Below are 19,732 nucleotides of genomic sequence, written 5' to 3' on the forward strand. Positions count from 1 at the left end.
TAAAGTATACATTAATTATCATTATATATAAAAGTACAATCGCTATCTTTAAGTAATGGTGCTTTTTTATCTTTTTCTGAAAGAATTGGTTTTTCAATTCCCCATTCAACACCTATTTCCGGATCGCAATAACTTATGCTTCTATCACTTTCGTAATTGTAGTAATTATCAGTTTTATACACAAACTCCACATCATTTGTTAAAGTTAAAAAACCATGTCCAAACCCCCTTGGAATAAATAATTGCCTCCTATTTTCTGCCGAAAGTTCTACTGCCACCCATTCCTTATATGTAGGTGATCCTTTTCTCAAATCCACAACAACATCAAGTACAGCTCCTCTTACACAGCGTACTAACTTTGCTTGGGCATGTTCTCCATTTTGAAAATGAATTCCTCTAAGTATTCCTTTTTCTTTTGAATATGATTGGTTATCTTGCACAAAATCACAAGGTATTTCTGGAGTTTTGATTTTAGAGTAGGTTTCCATAAACCATCCTCTTTCGTCCCCAAAAACTTGAGGTTCTAGTATATATACCCCTTTTAATTTTGTTTTTATTAATTTCATATTTACTCTCCTCTTTCAGTCAAACTGAATCACAATTAATATACAATCTTTCCCATAGCAACATTTTTTAAGTGTTGTCCATATGGACTTTTCCCATATTCATCCGCACTCTCTAATAAAGTTTCCTTATCAATCCAACCATTTTTGTAGGAAATTTCCTCCAAACATGCTATTTTAAGGCCTTGCCTTGTTTCAATTACTTTTACGTATTCAGATGCCTCCGTTAAACTATCTACAGTTCCTGTATCAAGCCATCCATATCCACGCCCGAGGGTTATTACATCCAATTGTCCATTTTCAAGATAAATTTTATTTAAATCTGTAATTTCTAATTCTCCTCTTGGTGATGGTTTTAATAATTTTGCATATTCACATACTTTTTTATCATAAAAATACAACCCTGTAACTGCATAATTAGATTTTGGAACTGCTGGCTTTTCCTCTAAAGAAACAGCCTTTCCATCCTTATCAAATTCAACTACCCCGAAACGTTCTGGATCATCTACGTAATAACCAAAAACTGTTGCTCGTCCTTCATTTTCTACTGCTTTTTTTAAATGTTTAGTTAATCCATTTCCATGGAATATATTATCTCCAAGTATCATTGCACAATTGTCTTTTCCTATAAATTCTTCACCTAATAAAAAAGCTTGAGCTAGTCCATCTGGAGATGGTTGCTTCTTATAGGATAAATTTATTCCATATCTTGAACCGTCACCTAATAACTTTTCAAAATTAGGTAAATCCTTAGGTGTTGAAATTATCAATATATCCTTAATTCCAGCTAACATTAATGTTGATAATGGATAATAAATCATTGGCTTGTCATATACAGGCAAAAGTTGCTTTGAAGTCACCATAGTTAAAGGATAGAGTCTTGTCCCACTTCCACCTGCTAGTATTATACCCTTTGTCAAATTCACCACTTCTTTCCACATTTTCTAATTTATAAAACCTATAATAATATCTAAAATACATCTAATCTTTTATTAAGAGCTCATTTATCAATTTATCTTATAAATTATACATTATTTTCGCATTCCAGCTTCAATTTTATCATATTATGGCAGATAAATAAATAAATTCACAATATTAAATGTTGGTAGTTATTTCAGTTAGTGCATAATTTTTTATATAGATGAAACTATCCTTATAGCTTATGCTTTATTGCAAATTTATGTATAAAATGATATTATACATCTGATATACTCATTATTTCTCGGAATTATTAATGAGTATGTTAAAAGTACCTTTTAATATAAATTCTTTTTAACTTGTCAATTCACAATTATAATATAAAGGATGATATAAATGATTAAGGAGAATCAAAGTTTATTAAACAAAATTAATGCTATAACAGATATTGTTATTTTATTTATATCGATGACTTTCGCGTATTTAATTCGTTTTTATATTTTTTCACCTGATACAGATTACATTAAGTTAACTACATATATTCAGTTTTCCATTTTAATAATCCCAATAAATCTAATTGTTTTTAATTTTTTTAACTTGTATCATTCTTTTAGAACAACGGCTTTTATTAAAGAATGTAGCCAAATAATAAAGGCTAATACATTACTCACAGCAGTTTTATTATCCTCATATTTTGTTTTTAGACTAGTCGATATATCTAGATGGGTTATCGTCAACTTTTATTTCGTGAATATTACCTTAATTACCCTTAAAAGATTTGCTTTAAGAAAAGTTTTATCGAACATTAGAGCTAAAGGTTTAAATTTAAAGCATGTAGTTATTATTGGTGCAGGTGAAGTTGCAAATGAGTATTTGCAAGTTATTAAAAGTAACAAAACTTTTGGATATAGCTATTCTGGATATGTTGCAAATAATTCAGACTTCATTGGTGAAAAGCTTGGTAATTATGATGATTTATATAAGGTTTTAGATAAATATAAACCTGATGAAGTTGTTTGTGCCCTTGATATATCTGATGCAAAATATATTGAAAATGTAGTTTCTGATTGCGAGAAAAGCGGTACTAAAATATCTATAATTCCTTTTTGTTATAAGTACATTCCAAGTCAGCCATATATAGATCAGATAGGAAACATTCCGCTTATTAACCTCAGAAGAATACCTTTAGATAATTTAGGAAATGCTTTTATAAAAAGATCTATAGATGTTATTGCTTCTCTAATTTTAATAATATGTACAAGTCCTATTATGATACTTACTGCTATAATTATCAAATTAACTTCTAAGGGGCCTGTTATATTTAAACAAAATCGTGTAGGTTTAAATAAAAAATTATTTACAATGTATAAGTTTAGATCAATGAATGTAAATGCTGAAGAAAATACAGGCTGGAGTACAAACAACGACCCTAGAAAAACTAAATTCGGTTCATTTATTCGTAAGTTTTCCATAGACGAATTGCCTCAATTCATTAATGTGTTAAAAGGTGATATGAGTTTAGTAGGCCCTAGACCTGAACTTCCTCATTTTGTTGAGAACTTTAAAAACGAGATTCCGCTTTACATGGTAAAACACCAAGTTAAGCCTGGTATAACCGGACTTGCTCAAGTTAATGGTTATAGAGGTGATACATCAATTACTAAGAGAATCGAATTTGATATACATTATATTGAAAATTGGAATATACTAATGGATATAAGTATATTATTCAAAACTGTTTTCAAGGGACTTAAGAACAATGAGCAAATAATAAAAAGCAACACTGAAACTATTAATGATAATGGAGTACAATTATGAAGAAAATACTTTTTGTGGCCTCAACCTTATCTCATATAGAGAACTTTCATACTCCATACTTAAATGAATTTAATAAACAAGGGTATGTTGTACACGTTATGGGCAAACCAAATAACAAAGCTGAAATTTTATATGCTGATAAAATACTCCCCATTGCCTTTGAAAAAAATATGTTTTCAGTTAAAAATATTGTTATAGCCTTTAAGATATCAAAAATAATTAAAGCAGAGAACTATGATATTATAAGTATTCACACTTCTCTCGCAGCTTTTTTTACAAGGCTTGGAATAATGTTATGTTTTAAAAAACCTAAGTTGGTTGTAAATACAGTTCATGGCTATTTATTTGATGATAAAACCTCTTTCCTAAAGAGATCTATTATGCTTTTAGCTGAGAAATTCACTAAATGTATTACGGATATAATAATAGTAATGAATTCTATAGATTATGATATTGCAAAAAAGCATAAGTTATATAAAGATAGCCTATATTTAATAAATGGAATGGGAATTGATACATCTTTGTTCCCTTCAATTTCTTATGAAAATAAAATTGATATTAGAAAAAAGTTCAATTTTTCAGAAGATGATTTTATTTTGGTTTATGTGGCTGAATTCTCAAAAAGAAAAAATCAAAAATTCTTGTTAGATTCAATTAACAAATTAGTTAATGATGACTTAAAAAATATCAAATTACTTTTATTAGGTGACGGACAATTTTTAAATGAACTAAAAATTTATTCCAACACATTAGGTATTAGCGAGAACGTAATTTTTACTGGTTACACACGGAATACTAAAGACTATTACCATATAGCCGATGTGTGTGTTTCTTCTAGTAGAAGTGAAGGGCTTCCCTTTAACATAATGGAAGCTATGTCTATCGGTCTTCCTATTGTTGCATCAAAAGTAAAAGGTCATACTAACTTAATTGTCCCAAAGGAAAATGGTTTTTTATTTGAGTATGATAATACAGATGAATTTTGTAATTACATTAAAACCATATATAACGATAAAAATCTACAGCATAATATGGGTACTAAAAGTAAACAGCTATGTAAAAATTATTCCTTAGAGGCAGTTTTACCTAATATTATTAATATTATCTGTAATGAGTATAAGTCACATTTATAGAATGTGGCTTTCTTTGTTAATTGCAATAGATTATGCAGAGTGTTATAATATTACATATTTACAGCGATAAACTACAAAAATAACTATATTAGGATGTGTGGAATTTGGAAAATATTAAAACTTTTTTTAAAAAGAAAAATATCGATTTTTTCTTTCCAGTTGCGTTTATACTGGGAATTGTACCATTAATAGTTCGTATGTCACCCACAAATGCTGATCAAGACACCTTAAATATATTTGGTCAAGCTGCTCAATTTGAATTATTCTCACAAAAGAAAGCTTTTTTATTAATGATTTTTTCTATTATACTAATTGCTCTTTCTATAGTATATTTTAAAAAAATCTTTAAGAAAACAGATAAAATTGTTAATTCCATTTTAATTTTAGGAAGCATATTTTTAGTTTTCACTCTTCTTTCCTCAGTATTTTCAGCTCATAAACAAGTAGCTTTTTGGGGTATATATGATAGAGCTGAAGGTTTTATTACAATTGCCTGCTATTTCACTCTATTTATTTACTCAATTTATGCATTTAGAACTACAAATGATTATAAGTGTATAATAATTCCTATGTTTATATTAGTAGGCATCAATGCATTTTTGGGGCTTTTTCAATATGTTGGACAAGACCTCATTAAAAGCGAATTAGGTTCTTTAATTGTAGGTGCTGATAAATTAAATTTATTATATGAAAAAGGTAAGTTATACGGAACCTTATTCCATTATAACTATGTAGGTAGTTTTGCTGCTATAGTATTACCTATACTTTTCGGCTTAACATTATTTGAAGATGAAGATATTATGTATAAAATAACGCTTGGAATTGCTTCTCTTCTTTCTGTATGGCTATTATTCGGAAGTACTTCTCGTGCTGGGATAATTGGTATTTCTGTAGCCGCTATTTTCGCTGTTATTATTTTTTGGAAATTAATCATTAAAAAGTGGAAACCTCTTGCAATATTTTTTATCACCATAATAGTGATTTCAGTAGGGCTAAATTTTGCAACAAAAGGTGCTATTTTCGAAAGAATTCCAGGTTTAATAACTGATACTTTTAGTGTTTTTAAAGATACAAGTGACTTTGATTACAGAGATCATACTCCCGTTAGAGATTTGAAATATACAGATAAAGATGTGCAAGTTGTATTACAAAATGAAACTCTAAAAATTTCATACGAAAACAATAATTATGTATTTAAAAATTCAAAGGATGAAATTATAGATTTCGTTAAAGGAGATAAATTATATACAACAGCAAATGATACGTTTAAAAATATTACCTTCAAATTCGGAAAATTTGCCCCTGGGTCAACTAGAAATGATGGTCTACTATTAAATATAGATGGAGCTCCAATATTTATGTTTGTTCTAAAAAATGATAATAGTATGCATCAAATAAATATAAATAGCAAAAAGGATATTGACATTGTGTATCCTGAAACCTTTGGTTTTAAAGGTAAAGAAAAGCTCGGTTCCATGAGAGGATATATTTGGTCAAGAGCAATTCCTCTGCTTAAAGATAATTTAATACTAGGTAGCGGCCCTGATACATTTGTTTTCAGATTCCCTCAAAATGATTTAATAGGGTTATATTATGCTTACGGAACTCCTAATACAATAGTAGATAAACCACATAACCTTTACTTACAAATAGCTCTAAATGAAGGTATTATCGCTTTAGTAGCTTTCTTAGGTATTATGATTATCTATATCATTGATAGCATAAAATTATATGCTTTGAAAAAAGATTATAATAAACCACAAATATTTGGTTCTTTAACTTCCTTAGGTGTTATCGGATATTTATTTGCTGGTATCTTCAATGATTCAGTTGTAAGCGTAGCTCCAATATTTTGGATAGTTTTAGGTGTTGGCGTTGCTCTTAACTATATGAATAGAAATAAACTTGTTAAATAACAATTTACTTAATACATTAAATAACTTAGTGTTAATAAAAAATTACTGGAAACTTTTATTTCCAGTAATTTTTTTATCACGGATACTAACCCTGACATTATAAAAACAGTAGATAATTTCTTTATACATAAACTATCTACTGTTAAATTTGATTCTATATTCTTTTTATTATTGTCCAATTATATAATCTCTACTTACTCCAAGCTCCGCTAGCCCCTAATTTATATCCATCAATTACAGTATTATAAGCCATAGCTCCAGATTGATATAAATAGTACCAATTTCCACTACTGTCCTGAAGCCATCCAGTTTTCATATCACCATTAGCATCTAGATAATACCAATATCCTGTACTCTTATCAAGGAACCACATATTCTTCAAAGGATTTCCCAAAGCATCATTATATTGCCATTTACCATTATTGTTTACCCATTGACTAGTTTTAGTTACAATATTTGTATTAGGATTGTTGGTTGTAGCACCGCTTGTCCCTCTATATACAGTTAATGTATATGTTCTTGTATCATATTCTTCATCGTCATCATCGTCATCATCATAGTCTTCTTCATTTGATACTTTTATCTTAATCTCATTTTTACCATTATTTAAATACACTCTTTTTCTACTATTAGAATCTACCTTATCGCCGTTAATCCTAACAACATCATCCTCATCCTCTGGGGCCGCCTTAACTATTATATTATCATAAGACTCATTAACATTTGCTGAATACGACGTAACCTTTTGATTAAAAGTTGGAGTATATTTAATTGTGCCGTCTTCTATTCTTATATCATCTAAATATATAGGATCTTGATCATTATCAGCTATGCCTGTCGCTGTATCTTTAGCACCTCTATATATATTTAAAGTATAAAGTCTTTCTTCGTCATCATCTTCATTTACAATTTCTATATAAATAGTATTCTTTCCTTTATTTAAAGACACATCTTCCCTGTATTTATCATCTTCATCTACTTCACTATTATCTATTGTTACTGTATAACCATTATCCTCTGGTTCTGCTTTAATTTTTATTTCGCTAACATCAGCAGCAACATTTATATCGTATGATGTTTCATCTTTTGAAAAATCTATCTCACCATCACTTAAGATGATATTTTTTAAGTAAATATCATCATATTGGGTTGACGCTCCTGTAGAATCCCCTCTATATATTGCTACAGTGTACGTACGTTGATTATCGCCATCACTATCTTGAACTTTTATTTCAAAAGTATTCTTTCCTTTTTCCAATTCAACTGATTTACTAAATGTTTTACTTCCATCTTCATCTGGATTTTCGCCATCAATAGTTACTTTATCACTATCATCTTCTGTTCTAACTCTAATTGTTGTTTCCTCAGTCGCTCTAGAAACATATGTTTTATATGTTGTTTTCCCATCTGAAAGAGAAATACTATCCCCACCGCTTACACTAATACTTTTTAAATGAATGTCATTATCTGAAGCATAAGCTTTAGTGGCAGTTAAGCCTAAATATTTAACTGGTTCGATCATTGAAAATGCCCCCATTAAAAGAGACATAGCTATTATTTTTTTTATATTCTTATTCATAAAATACCTCCTATACTATATACTTCTAATTATAACATTACTGGGTATTTAAGTAAAATGTACTTCTAAACAATTCTATTTAAAAAATTGCCATTTAATCTTTTAATATATAAATAAAAAGATGGGGAAAACTCCCCATCTTTTCTATTCTAAACTTATTGGTTTATCCCAACCATTAAGTGACTTACCAAATATATAAATTTGGAGTCTTTTCATTCACTCAGTAAGTAATTTATACAAAATTATAACTTTCGTTTAAATTATTTAACCCAAGCTCCTGATGCACCTAATACATAACCATCAACAGTTGTGTTAGCTAACATAGCTCCTGATGCATTTAGGTAGTACCAAGTTCCATTGTCATTTAACCAACCAGTAGCCATAGCTCCTGATGCATTTAAGTAGTACCAAGTACCGTTTTGGTTTAACCAACCAGTAGCCATAGCTCCGTCAGCTTTTAAGTAGTACCAAACTCCGCCAACATTTGCCCAGTTATTAACAACTTTAGTACCAGTTGCATCATAGAAGTTCCAAGTTCCATCAGCTAATTTATCCCAACCAACTTTAGCAGGAGTAACTACTGGTGCTTCAGCCTCAGATTCAGCCTTTCCTTCTTGAACTGTTGTGTAAACATCTCCTGATGCATCCCAAGCAACTAAGCTATTTTCATCATATACTTCTAAAGAATCTAAAGATCTGTCACATGTAAACATTTCCTTGAAATCTCCAGCTTTTTCTGATTTTAATATTTTTCCTTGGTTTACAACCCAAACGTTACCGTCAATATCTATAGATACTCCAGCTGCACTAGCATTACCTTTAACGTCTTGGTCCTTATCTCCATCTTTCTTAACTGCATAAGCATCTACTTTAATTTTATCTGTAAGATCAGCAGTAGTACTTAGGTTAAGAGCATCTAATTTAAGGTTTTTGTTTAATTTTAACTTATAAGTTTTAACCTTATCGCTTGCGTCCATTTCAGTGTAATATATTACTCCATCAATAACTCTTAATCCTACAAATTTTTTAGAAGTAGCAGTACCTGAAGCATCATCATAAGTAACATCATTGTTGTCTGCTATATCTGCAACAGCATTCATTATTAAAGTATAAGCAAGATCAATATCACCTTCACCTGCAAGTGTAGCAGCTGATGCTAATTCATAAGATTCTACAGTTTTTGGTAAGTAAGCATCTTTCTCTTTATCTCCTTGAGCCTTAGAGATCTTTTGAAGATATACTTGTTGTTGTGGTGTTAAAGCAGCACCTTTACTTGTATAAACAGTTGCTCCTGAGAAGTTAACTCTGATAACTCTGTAGAAAGAGTCTTTATCTTGAGCTATTGTTACAGGTGCAAATGCTGGATCTAAAGTTGCTGTTATTCCTTCTGTAACTTCATCAAACTCATCAATTTTAACCATTTTTTCTCCGTTAAATACACGGATATTAGCTGTTTTATCAGCATCTACATACTTACCAGTTTTGTCTGTATATCCATAGTAAGTATTTCCTGTTGCTCCTGCTGACGCTGCAGTAGTAGCTTTATATTGATACCAAACATCTCCAAATTGGTTAGCTGCAACTTGAGTCAAATCATCAATTGTTACATAATCTCCATATCTGTCAGTTTTCTTTAATTTACTTTTTAATTTATCAGATGCAGTGCTCTTTGTATCACTAACAAGATCTTCATCTGATGCTTTACCAGTTGCTAAATCAACTATATATTCGTCACTTCCATCGAAAGCAGAAACGCTACTTGAGTCAAATTTAGCTCCTAAAGTTGCATCTGTTAAATCATCTAATTCTTTATCCTTATCTCCAGCATTGTAATAAACTGATTTGTTATCATCATCAGTTCTGTACCCTTGGTAGATATATTTACCATCTTTAAATGCTACAGCATTTTCGATAGTTCCTTCTTTAGTTCCTAGTCTTTCAGCAGCCATAGCAGGAACTACTGACATAATTGATGCAGCAGCTACTAATAAAGCTGTAATTTTGTTTGCTCTTTTAAACATAATTGTTATTCCCTCCTAAATTTTTAAATTCAGATAAATTATAGCATTATTGTACAACCATGTAAAGTTATATAATGCCTTAAAGTGTATATTTTGGTATAAATTTTATACTCAACAGTCCGCTTCATATGTAATTCATTTCAAACAACACTCGTTATGACAGTATATCATACCAAACCCAACTTGTACATAAATTGCTATTAAGTTTTTAAATTAACTATATTGTCTATACTTTCCTGAGTTGTCACTAAATAATACAATATTATTTTTTGTTTTAGGTACTTTTTTTTAAAAACATTTTATATTTTTCAGATATTTTAGAAATTAATTATTTATATTCCTAAATTACCTTTAGTATCCTTAACTGTCATTATATAATACAATATTCCAATTTATTTTAGGTACTTTTTTTATTTTTAATTTTATTTTTTATTTAATTTCTTTTTCATTTACTTTTCTATTCTATATTGTATATAAAGAAATATATTTGAAACTTTTTTATCATTTGCTCAATTAATTTGATTTAAGACTCATTTAATTATTTTCTTATCTCTTTTACTCATTTTTATCTTAAAAATCAAATAACTTTCTTTGCTATTTATAATACAAGCTATATATATAAAAAGCTAAACTGTTGTAATATCTACCAACCGCTTAGCTTTTTCTTTCATAATTTTATAACTTATTAATCATCATATTAATATTCTACTTAATCCAAGCTCCATCTGCACCTAATTTGTATCCTTTAATAGTTGCACTTTTAGCCATGCTTCCATTTACTTGAAGATAATAATATTTACTATTATCTAAAATCCATCCAGTTTTCATTTTTCCTTCTGAATCAAAATAGTACCACTCATTATTTATTAATTGCCAACCACTTTGTCTTGCTCCACTTACATTTAAGTAATACCAGCTTCCATTAAGATTTAGCCAACCTGTAGACATATTTCCATCTGCCTTTAAATAATAACTTCTACCAGCATTTCTATCATAAAACCAAGTGTTTTTTAGTGGTTGCCCTGTAGCATCATTATACTGCCAGTTATTATTTTTTTGTACCCATTGATTAATTTTAGTTGCTTCACCATTTTTACTACCAGTATTGCTAGCATCATTTACATTAGCTGGCATTTCTCCTCTATAGATATTTAATACATATGTTCTTTTTTTACCACTTAAATCCTCAATCTTTATCTTTATCTCATTTTTACCTTCATGTAACCTTACATCATCCTTTGTGTAATCTTCGGACTCTTCCACGGCATCTCCGTTAATCTCTACCATATATTTATTATTCTCTGGTTCGGCATGTATTGATATTAATTCAACAGTTTCTTTAACTTTTACATTATATAAAGTTTCTGCTTTTGTTATGTTTAATTCAGCATCACTTAGTTTAATAAAATCTAGGTAAATATTATCTTGAGCTTGTATTCCATTTGAATCGTCTTCTCTAGTTATATTAAGTTTATAACTTCTCTTCTTTTCTTTTTTATTTTCAACCTGTACTATTATTTCATTTTTTCCTTTATCTAAATATACTGTTTGCTCATATCCATCATCTTCAGTTACTGGTGAACCATCAATAGTAATTGTATTATTTTTATCTTCAGGGGTAGCTTTTATATTTATTTTATCAATATTGGACTTAACATTTATGTCATAAGATTTTGTTTCCTTTTGAAAATTAATTATACCATTATTTAGTTTTATGCCACTTAAATAAACTTCTGCTGAATTACTATTTCCTCTTGTTACAATCAATGTATAAGTCTTTGACTTACCTTCATTATTAACAACTTCTATCTTTATAACATTTTCACCATCATCTAGGTCTACTAATTTTCTGTACTTATCACTTAAATCCACTACATCTCCATTTATTTGCACCTCTGCATCATCACTTTTAGGTTTAGCAGTAATTTTCACTTCATTAACTGAATCATCTACATTTACACTATAGTATGTTTTATCTGAATCAAAATCAATATCCGCGTCACTCATAGAAAGATTTTTCAAATAAAAGCTGGTAGTTTCTGCATTAACTTTTGAATTTGTCAAATTTATATATTTTACTGGCTCAATTACTGAATAACTACTTATGACAAACAATACTAAAAGTATATGTTTAATATTTTTATTCATAAATTATCACTTCTCCATCTTTTACATATTCATAAGTTTATAAACCATAAATAATAAATTAAATTATCTTTTGTTTCCTATCCATGCTCCATCTAATCCTAGTTTATATCCATTAATTGTTGTATTTTTAGCCATAGAACCATCTTCTTTTAAATGGTAGTATTTCCCACTTGAGTCTTTAATCCATCCAGTCTGCATTATTCCAGATAAATCAAAATAATACCAATTACTATTTATTTCTTCCCATCCTGTTTGCATAGCCCCAGTTGAATCAAAATAATACCAATGGCTATCTTTTGCCAACCATCCAGTTGCCATTGTTCCATCACTTTGTAGGTAATAATTTTTATTAAAGTTCTTGTCGTAGAACCAAGTATTCAATAAAGATTTTCCTGTTGCATCATTATATTGCCACTTATTATTTACCTGTACCCATTGGCTTGTTTTAATGCTTGTACTCACATTTGTTGGGTCAATGTTAGATGTATTTTCATTTGAATCATCCTTTGTCTCTTTTCCTCTAATTATGTTTAGCTCATAAGTATTTTCTTTAGTACCATCTTTAATATATATTTCAATATTATTATTTCCTTTATTTAATTCTATGGTCTTTTCATATTTATCATCTTCATATACTGTTTCTCCGTCGACTTTAACTGTATAATCACTATCTTCTGGTTTTGCTTTTATTTCTATTTTGTCAACAGTATTATCAACATTAACAGTATAAGATTTTGTTTCCTTCGAGAATTCAATCTCTCCATCGCTTAATGTGATATCGCTTAGATAAATATTTTCATCTTCGTCGTCTTCAGTATCATCTTCATCCTCTGTGGTTGTTCCTCTTCTTATGTCTATAGTATAAGTTTTAGATTTGCTTTTACCATTGGACAGCTTTATTGTAATTGTATTTTCTCCCTTATCTAAAGATACTTTTCTTTCATAATTATCATTCGAATCTACTTCACTACCATCAATTTCAACAATTGCTTCAGAATCTTTTGGTTTAGCTGTAACTTTTACCTCTTCAATACTTCTTTTGACTGTTATATTATAAGAGGTTTTTTCCGAATCAAAATCTATCTTTCCTTCACTTAAATAAAGATCCTTCAATTTAAGATTTGTGTTAATAGCCGCGTTAGCTTCCACCTCGTTTGTTAAATTAATATATTTTGTTGGTTGAATTGTCATTAATGCATTTATAGCTAAAGTGATAGTTATTAAACGTTTAATCTTTATATTCATTTTTATACCTCCCATTCATTTATATTCCTTAAATATATTATTAATTCTACCATATTTTTTATATGATACAATTAGAACTCTCTATAAATCTAAAGAAAAAAGGCCGCCAAAAATAAATTTATTTTTGAACAACCTTATTATATTATTCTATCTAACCCATGCTCCGTCAGAACCCAATTTATATCCACTAACTGTTGTATTAGAAGCCATTGAACCATCAGCATATAGATAATAGTATTTACCACCATCTATTATCCAGCCTGTTTTCATGCCACCATCGGCCCCTAAGTAATACCATTTTCCATTATTACTTAACCAACCCGTAGCCATACTTCCATCAGCTTGTAGGAAATAGTTTTGATTATAATTTCTATCATAGAACCAATTATTTTTTACTGGATTTCCTGTTGCATCATTATATTGCCATCTTCCATTTACAAGCACCCATTGACTAGCTTTAACTGTCGATACATCAGAAGCATTATTTGGCGTTGAATTAGCAGTATTGCCTGAAGTATTTGAAGAAGTACTTCCTCTATTTATCTTTATAGTATATACTCTATCATTATCATCATCATCTTCTATCTCTACTTCAAACTCATTTTCACCTTTTTCTAAATCCACCGTTTTCTTATACTTATCACCATCATCTACTTCATCGCCATCAATTGTAACTGTATAATCCTCATCTTCTGGTACTGCTTTAATTGGTACTTCATCTACATCACTAGCAACATTATAAGTATATGTAACTTTTGACTTTGATAAAGAAATACTTTCACCATTTATGCTAAGCTTATCTAAATAGATATCATCATAATCATCTGCATCATCTTCTTCATCATCTGAAGTTGAAGAATCCCCAGTATACTTAATCTTAAGAGTATATTGACTTGCTACATCGTCATCATCTTCATACTTTACATCAGAATCAGGTTTAGAATTATATACTCTTATAACAAGAGTTGTTGTTCCTGATGATAAATCAATATCACTCGTAATACTTTTGCCTTTTGTAGAATCTGAAGTTCCTTTAAATACTTTAACATACTTTGTACTTGGACCATCTATATCAATCTGAACTGTCTTAGAGGAAGTCTTAGCATATAATTTATCTCCATCTGACACCTCATCTTCATCTACTCTGTTATCATAATCACTACTATCATAAAGCTTTATAGTATTTCCACTTGATGTTTTTAATTCTAAACTATCTAAACTTGTTTCATCATTTTCATCATCATCTGATGCATATGCTTTTGTAGTTAATAAATTAACTTTTGCAGCTGGTGTAAAAGCCGAGACTGTTCCTATTGCTAATGCAATAGCAATTATTCTTTTTATATTTTTATTCATATTTATTCCTCCATTTTATCTATCGTCCTAATATACTTAATTCTACCACTTTAATTTTGCTTGTCCACTTAAATTTCATTAAGCTTTCCTTACTTTATGAGCATAATTTAGTGGTACATTTGTTTATATGTCGTATTAGATTTATTAATATAACCTAATTCTATTTTTTATCTATTCACTACTGTATCATTAGCCATTTTTCCTGTTGAATCTAAGTAATAAGACTTTCCATCCGAGCCTTCAATCCATCCAGTTTTCATAGCACCACTGCTATCAAGGTAATACCAATTACCAGACGAATCTTCTAACCAACCCATTTGCATTACTCCACTTTTGTTTAAGTAATACCAATTTTTATCTAAGCTTATCCAGCCTATTTGCATTTCTCCATTTTCATTGAAATAATACCAATTATTATTGTTAGATAGCCATCCTGTAGCCATATATCCATCTTCTTTTAAGTAATAGTTTTTTCCTGTATTTTTGTCAAACCACCACTTATTTTTTAAAGCTTCTCCGGTTCCATCTATATACTTCCACTTTCCATTGACTCTTTGCCATGCATTAAGTTTGTTAGTGTCAGTTTGTATTGTAAAACTTTGGCCATTTGATGAACTTGTACTTGTTTCAGCAGCTGATGTTGAACTTTTTCCTCTATATATATTTAATGTATAAGTTGCATCATCATCATCATTTTCAATATATATTTTTATAATGTTATTTCCCTTATCTAAGCTTACTGTTTTTTCATAGTCATCATCTTCATCTACGGAGTTATCGTTAATTTCAACTAAATCATCATCATTTTCTGGAGTTGCTTTAACAACTACTTCATCAACATCTTCATCTACACTTAAATTATAGTCAGTTTGTTTCTTTGAAAAACCAATACTTCCATTACTTAAATGAATATTAGCTAAATATGCATGATCAGTATCTTCTTCTACATCAGAATTTACAACTGGCTTTTTCACATGTATCACATAAGTTTTTTCACAATTAGTTACATCACCGTTATCATATGCCTTTTTATATGCATCTTCACTTTTGTAAGTTCTTAAATAAACAGTTTCATAACTAGAATCAACATCAATGTATTCACCAACATTTTCACCTTTTTCAATTTTACCTTCTGAGGTAAATTGCTTAACTACGTATCCACTTCCCTTTACCTCTGCTGATATTTCAAAGCCGTCAGCACCTGTAAGTTCTACATAATAATCTTTTTGTGTTGTTAAGGCTTTCTCATCACCATAGTAACTATCACGTAATTCAAGTTCACTTCCTGTACTTCTGGTTATTGTTAATGTACTTAATTCTCCATTACCAGCTCCTTTATAGGTTGCTGCATGAGCTTCAACACTTCCAAATATAAAGTTATCACTTGGCAAAACACATGAAATTGCTCCAATCACAAGACTTACAGCAATTATATGTTTAATCTTTTTATGCATAATCTTCCTCCTAGCATATTGTTCTAAATTATATAACATCTTTTATTTATACAAGTTTTAATATATGGATATTTTTAATATAATTGTATATTTATTATTTATATAATCATGATATCACAATTTAAATTAATTATAAATATATAACTATATTACTATATAAACCTAATAATACTACATACTTCTAAACTTTTTGTTATATAATTATTAACATTTTATAAATCTTTGCATCCTGGAAGATTTTAAATTATTAAAGCTCCATTATTGTTGAACTTATAAGTTTTTTCACCAATTGTTTTAGTTCCTGTTGCCATTGTTCCATCTTCATCTAAATAATATTTTGAATTATAGTCAATTAACCATCCTTTTTGCATTGTTCCGTTTGCATTAAAGAAGTACCACTTACTATTATCAGATAACCAACCTGTCTTCATTGATCCGTCTGCATTTAGATAATATGCCTCTTCAATTTTTGTGGTATTTTGTGGATTTGCATTTGTTTCTGTTGAAGTATTGGCACTACTTTGATTTGTAACTTCTTCTTTATACCAACCTGTCTTCATTGCTCCATCCGTGCCTAGCATATACCACTTTCCGTCTGTATATTGCCACCCTGTAAGCATTGCTCCCTTATTATCCATTAGATACCACTTTTCATTATCTTTAAACCAACCACTTAATCTAAGTCCATTTTTATCTAAGTAACAATATACTTTTTGTTCCTTATCAAACAACCAGGAATTCTTTAATATACTTCCATTTTCATCGTAATATTTCCAACCTTCACTGGTTTGAACCCATTGTGATTTTTTACCTGTTGTATCTGTATCGGTATTTTGATTACCTTGGTTGTTCTCAGCTTTACCCCTGTTTACTGTTAATGTATAAGTCCTCTTCTTATCATTTACTTCGTCTTCAACTACTATCTTTATAATATTTTCACCTTTAGTTAAAGACACTTTCTTTTCATAGTCATCATTAGACTTAACTTCGTCTCCATTAATTGTAACTAAATATTCTTCATCTTCTGGCGGCGCAGTTACTGTTATCTTGCTTACATCTTCATTAAGATTAACTTCATAAGTATTATCATCCTCTGAAAAATCGAGGTCTCCTTCACTTATAGTAAGATCATCTAGGTATATATCATCCTCATTATCTGAAACATCGCCTCTTGTTATATTTAAAGTGTATGTTCTTTGATTATCTTTATTATCCGTAATTTTTATTTTAATTTCGTTTTTACCTTTATCTAAAGATATAGTTTTTCTGTAGTTATCACTGTCATCTACTAGATCTCCATCTATTCTTACTCTATCATCCTCGTTTTCTGGTTTAGCTGTAATCTTTATTTCATCAATAGATGAATCTACCTTAACATCATAAGCAGTTTTTTGCTTTATAAAACTTATGTCACCTTTATTAAGATTAAGGCTGCTTAAATAAATAGAATCCTGATCGCTGTCCTCATAAGAACTTTCTGTAGTTTTCTTTAAGTTTATTGTATATTCCTCTTCACAGATTCTTACATCTTTTTTCTTATCTTTAGCATCCCTGTATGCCGATAAAGATTCATAGGTTCTTATATAAATAGTTGAATTACCTTTTCCAAGTAAAATTTCATCTCCTGGTTTATACGCTGTTGCATCAGCATTATCAGATGTAAATATTTTAACAATGTAATCTCCACCTTTTACATCTGCATCTATTTTAATTCCATCACTATCATCAGTAAGCTTTGTATAGTACTCTTTATCTTCACTTAATTTTACTGTATCTCCGTTATAGCTCTCTCTTAAATCAAGAGTGTCTCCATCTAATGATTTTATTTTTAATGTTCTCAGTTCTCCAGTGCTTGGAGAATATGAGGCTGCATAAACAGGTTTAGTCATAATATCAAAATTCTTACCTAATGTCATAGACGATACTGTTGAGAATCCATTAATAGTAAGAGTAAGTGCAATTATACGTTTGATATTTTTATTCATAAAATTCCCCCTTGTCCCAATATAATATAATTCTACCATGATTTTTGTCTAAAATCTAAATATTTCATTAATTAAATCTGAATATTCCATGAATTAATATTATTATTTTTTCAAATAATAAAACGTAGCTATTTTTTATTTGAATTATGTTCAAGCTTTTAATAATGCCTATTAATAGCTAAATTTAAACTATTATGTTAGGAGTGATTACTATGAGTAAAGATAAAGCGCCTTATGCTCCAACACCTGGTGATTATGATACTAACAAGTTAACTGATATTCATTCATCAGAATCTGAACCTTCTTCTTATGCTAGAAATATAGGAGGCGGTGCTAATGAACCGCGCTCAAAGAGCAGTTATAATTCCAGCGATAGAAGTATTAAAAAAGAACAAAAATCAGACATTACTGAAAGAATTCCTACAATAATAAAATATTCTGATGTTGTGAACCACGATAGTGATGAACATGAATATCAAGGAGAATACTAAAATTACAAAATCATTTTCAAGCTAAAAATTAATTAAGGAGTGATTATAATGAGTAAAGATAAAAACCCATATGGTCAGGCACAAAACCTTTCTCCTCACGAACAAATACCAGAGGTCCACTCAAAGGAACCTAGTGATTCTGATATAGAGAAATTAAAGAAACTTTATTTACCAAGCTCAAAAGCCGATAATCGTCCAAGTGAAGAAAGCATCGAAAAAGCCAACGACTTAAATTCCTCCAAACCAGACACATTACTATAATTAACCAAATACTTAATAGAGATTGGAGTGATTCTTATGAGTAAAGATAATATCCCCGCAGAACGAGGTATAAAGGATTATGAAAGCATAGCTGATTATAAAGCAGCTAGATTAGAATCTTCTGAAAATGCAACCGTAGATTTTACTACTAATTTAAATGAAAGAAATGCTAAGAGTAAGAGCAACGCAAATATATCAAGAACAAATGTAGATACAGAGCTTATTGACCTTAACGCTGATGGAGATTCTGATGAATCTAAATATGACGATATAATGTAACTCTATCTTAAAAATATATAACCAACCGAAAGGAGAAACATTGTTATTTCTGGTATAGGATATATATTTCAAATTATTAATATGATTTATAGTTGATTCATACTATAAATCACAAGTTTCTTCTTAGAAATATAACACATACATTATTATTAAGTTAGGAGTGATTATAATGGATAAAGAAAAAGTATCTCTTACTTCTGATGTAAGAGATGATAAGAAAGATGCTTTCGTTAACCCTTATCTACCAAAGATGAGAACTAACTATAGCCCAAGTGATAAAGATGTAGAAAGCGGAACAGGTGTAGATTTCCCAATAAATATGCCAAATCCAGCTACTGACTCAATCGTTGTTAACAATATATCTAACCAAGAATTTGATTATACACAGGATATGCTTTCTGATGAAAACAATGATATAGATAAAGATAAAGATTAATTGAGAGTGTAAAATAGTCTGTGTAAACTTCATTAGGATGATATAATAAATTATCAAATGAAGGGAGCACAGGCTATGTCTTTATCTAGAGATGAATTAGTAAAATTAATTTTGAATAACTCTGATATA

At 29.5% G+C, this 19,732-nt stretch carries 16 protein-coding genes; 7 read left to right on the top strand and 9 right to left on the bottom strand.

What is annotated here, in order from left to right:
* Nucleotides 1-11 precede the first annotated feature (11 nt).
* Both rfbC and rfbA read right to left on the bottom strand, forming a co-directional pair.
* Complete coding sequence (rfbC, locus tag CLCHR_RS16990; RefSeq protein ID WP_079441013.1) at nucleotides 12-566, bottom strand: dTDP-4-dehydrorhamnose 3,5-epimerase; 555 nt, start codon at nucleotides 564-566, stop codon at nucleotides 12-14.
* Nucleotides 567-601: 35 nt separating this feature from the next.
* Nucleotides 602-1,504, bottom strand: a complete 903-nt coding sequence (rfbA, locus tag CLCHR_RS16995; protein WP_207652332.1) for a glucose-1-phosphate thymidylyltransferase RfbA — start codon at nucleotides 1,502-1,504, stop codon at nucleotides 602-604.
* A gap of 373 nt (nucleotides 1,505-1,877) precedes the next feature.
* On the opposite strand from rfbA, the gene CLCHR_RS17000 reads away from it, so the two are divergent.
* From CLCHR_RS17000 to CLCHR_RS17010, 3 genes are all read left to right on the top strand, one after another.
* Nucleotides 1,878-3,299, top strand: coding sequence for an undecaprenyl-phosphate glucose phosphotransferase (locus tag CLCHR_RS17000; protein ID WP_079441015.1), 1,422 nt, complete (start codon nucleotides 1,878-1,880; stop codon nucleotides 3,297-3,299).
* Nucleotides 3,296-4,432: a glycosyltransferase gene (locus CLCHR_RS17005; protein ID WP_079441016.1), complete on the top strand. Its 1,137-nt coding sequence runs from the start codon at nucleotides 3,296-3,298 to the stop codon at nucleotides 4,430-4,432. Before CLCHR_RS17000 ends, CLCHR_RS17005 begins: the two co-directional genes overlap by 4 nt.
* A gap of 104 nt (nucleotides 4,433-4,536) precedes the next feature.
* Nucleotides 4,537-6,348: an O-antigen ligase family protein gene (locus CLCHR_RS17010; protein WP_079441017.1), complete on the top strand. Its 1,812-nt coding sequence runs from the start codon at nucleotides 4,537-4,539 to the stop codon at nucleotides 6,346-6,348.
* 190 nt (nucleotides 6,349-6,538) lie between these two features.
* Here the strand turns inward: CLCHR_RS17010 and CLCHR_RS17015 are convergent, their stop codons facing one another.
* From CLCHR_RS17015 to CLCHR_RS17045, 7 genes are all read right to left on the bottom strand, one after another.
* On the bottom strand, nucleotides 6,539-7,927 hold the full coding sequence (locus CLCHR_RS17015) for a cadherin-like beta sandwich domain-containing protein (protein ID WP_079441018.1): 1,389 nt from the start codon (nucleotides 7,925-7,927) through the stop codon (nucleotides 6,539-6,541).
* Between the two features lie 260 nt (nucleotides 7,928-8,187).
* The gene (locus tag CLCHR_RS17020) at nucleotides 8,188-9,948 is read right to left on the bottom strand and encodes an N-acetylmuramoyl-L-alanine amidase family protein (protein WP_079441019.1); all 1,761 of its coding nucleotides are present in this window, start codon (nucleotides 9,946-9,948) and stop codon (nucleotides 8,188-8,190) included.
* 705 nt (nucleotides 9,949-10,653) lie between these two features.
* Complete coding sequence (locus CLCHR_RS17025) at nucleotides 10,654-12,096, bottom strand: N-acetylmuramoyl-L-alanine amidase family protein (RefSeq protein ID WP_079441021.1); 1,443 nt, start codon at nucleotides 12,094-12,096, stop codon at nucleotides 10,654-10,656.
* 63 nt (nucleotides 12,097-12,159) lie between these two features.
* Nucleotides 12,160-13,341, bottom strand: a complete 1,182-nt coding sequence (locus CLCHR_RS17030) for an N-acetylmuramoyl-L-alanine amidase family protein (protein ID WP_169896837.1) — start codon at nucleotides 13,339-13,341, stop codon at nucleotides 12,160-12,162.
* A 147-nt stretch (nucleotides 13,342-13,488) separates the two neighbouring features.
* Nucleotides 13,489-14,697 (bottom strand): N-acetylmuramoyl-L-alanine amidase family protein, encoded by a 1,209-nt coding sequence (locus CLCHR_RS17035; RefSeq protein WP_079441024.1) that lies wholly within the window; start codon nucleotides 14,695-14,697, stop codon nucleotides 13,489-13,491.
* A gap of 167 nt (nucleotides 14,698-14,864) precedes the next feature.
* Nucleotides 14,865-16,151 carry an N-acetylmuramoyl-L-alanine amidase family protein gene (locus CLCHR_RS17040; RefSeq protein WP_079441026.1) on the bottom strand — a complete coding sequence of 429 codons (1,287 nt, stop codon included), beginning with the start codon at nucleotides 16,149-16,151 and terminating at the stop codon, nucleotides 14,865-14,867.
* Nucleotides 16,152-16,390: 239 nt separating this feature from the next.
* Nucleotides 16,391-18,136, bottom strand: a complete 1,746-nt coding sequence (locus CLCHR_RS17045) for an N-acetylmuramoyl-L-alanine amidase family protein (RefSeq protein ID WP_079441028.1) — start codon at nucleotides 18,134-18,136, stop codon at nucleotides 16,391-16,393.
* A gap of 212 nt (nucleotides 18,137-18,348) precedes the next feature.
* On the opposite strand from CLCHR_RS17045, the gene CLCHR_RS17050 reads away from it, so the two are divergent.
* The 4 genes from CLCHR_RS17050 to CLCHR_RS17065 all read left to right on the top strand — a co-directional run bounded on the left by CLCHR_RS17050 (nucleotide 18,349) and on the right by CLCHR_RS17065 (nucleotide 19,603).
* Nucleotides 18,349-18,627, top strand: coding sequence for a hypothetical protein (locus CLCHR_RS17050; RefSeq protein ID WP_079441029.1), 279 nt, complete (start codon nucleotides 18,349-18,351; stop codon nucleotides 18,625-18,627).
* A gap of 48 nt (nucleotides 18,628-18,675) precedes the next feature.
* On the top strand, nucleotides 18,676-18,888 hold the full coding sequence (locus CLCHR_RS17055; RefSeq protein WP_079441031.1) for a hypothetical protein: 213 nt from the start codon (nucleotides 18,676-18,678) through the stop codon (nucleotides 18,886-18,888).
* Nucleotides 18,889-18,924: 36 nt separating this feature from the next.
* The gene (locus CLCHR_RS17060; protein ID WP_119365884.1) at nucleotides 18,925-19,167 is read left to right on the top strand and encodes a hypothetical protein; all 243 of its coding nucleotides are present in this window, start codon (nucleotides 18,925-18,927) and stop codon (nucleotides 19,165-19,167) included.
* A 169-nt stretch (nucleotides 19,168-19,336) separates the two neighbouring features.
* Nucleotides 19,337-19,603 carry a hypothetical protein gene (locus CLCHR_RS17065; RefSeq protein ID WP_079441033.1) on the top strand — a complete coding sequence of 89 codons (267 nt, stop codon included), beginning with the start codon at nucleotides 19,337-19,339 and terminating at the stop codon, nucleotides 19,601-19,603.
* The last annotated feature ends 129 nt before the right edge of the window (nucleotides 19,604-19,732 follow it).

It is taken from the genome of Clostridium chromiireducens (assembly GCF_002029255.1).
GTDB classification, from domain to species: domain Bacteria; phylum Bacillota; class Clostridia; order Clostridiales; family Clostridiaceae; genus Clostridium; species Clostridium chromiireducens.

Excerpts from the sequence above, each read along its gene's own strand:
- CLCHR_RS17000 (WP_079441015.1), top strand. The coding sequence starts at position 1,878 with ATGATTAAGGAGAATCAAAGTTTATTAAACAAAATTAATGCTATAACA.
- rfbA (WP_207652332.1), bottom strand. The coding sequence starts at position 1,504 with ATGTGGAAAGAAGTGGTGAATTTGACAAAGGGTATAATACTAGCAGGT.
- rfbC (WP_079441013.1), bottom strand. The coding sequence starts at position 566 with ATGAAATTAATAAAAACAAAATTAAAAGGGGTATATATACTAGAACCT.
- CLCHR_RS17050 (WP_079441029.1), top strand. The coding sequence starts at position 18,349 with ATGAGTAAAGATAAAGCGCCTTATGCTCCAACACCTGGTGATTATGAT.
- CLCHR_RS17055 (WP_079441031.1), top strand. The coding sequence starts at position 18,676 with ATGAGTAAAGATAAAAACCCATATGGTCAGGCACAAAACCTTTCTCCT.
- CLCHR_RS17065 (WP_079441033.1), top strand. The coding sequence starts at position 19,337 with ATGGATAAAGAAAAAGTATCTCTTACTTCTGATGTAAGAGATGATAAG.
- CLCHR_RS17045 (WP_079441028.1), bottom strand. The coding sequence starts at position 18,136 with ATGAATAAAAATATCAAACGTATAATTGCACTTACTCTTACTATTAAT.
- CLCHR_RS17060 (WP_119365884.1), top strand. The coding sequence starts at position 18,925 with ATGAGTAAAGATAATATCCCCGCAGAACGAGGTATAAAGGATTATGAA.
- CLCHR_RS17035 (WP_079441024.1), bottom strand. The coding sequence starts at position 14,697 with ATGAATAAAAATATAAAAAGAATAATTGCTATTGCATTAGCAATAGGA.
- CLCHR_RS17005 (WP_079441016.1), top strand. The coding sequence starts at position 3,296 with ATGAAGAAAATACTTTTTGTGGCCTCAACCTTATCTCATATAGAGAAC.
- CLCHR_RS17040 (WP_079441026.1), bottom strand. The coding sequence starts at position 16,151 with ATGCATAAAAAGATTAAACATATAATTGCTGTAAGTCTTGTGATTGGA.
- CLCHR_RS17020 (WP_079441019.1), bottom strand. The coding sequence starts at position 9,948 with ATGTTTAAAAGAGCAAACAAAATTACAGCTTTATTAGTAGCTGCTGCA.
- CLCHR_RS17025 (WP_079441021.1), bottom strand. The coding sequence starts at position 12,096 with ATGAATAAAAATATTAAACATATACTTTTAGTATTGTTTGTCATAAGT.
- CLCHR_RS17030 (WP_169896837.1), bottom strand. The coding sequence starts at position 13,341 with ATGAATATAAAGATTAAACGTTTAATAACTATCACTTTAGCTATAAAT.
- CLCHR_RS17015 (WP_079441018.1), bottom strand. The coding sequence starts at position 7,927 with ATGAATAAGAATATAAAAAAAATAATAGCTATGTCTCTTTTAATGGGG.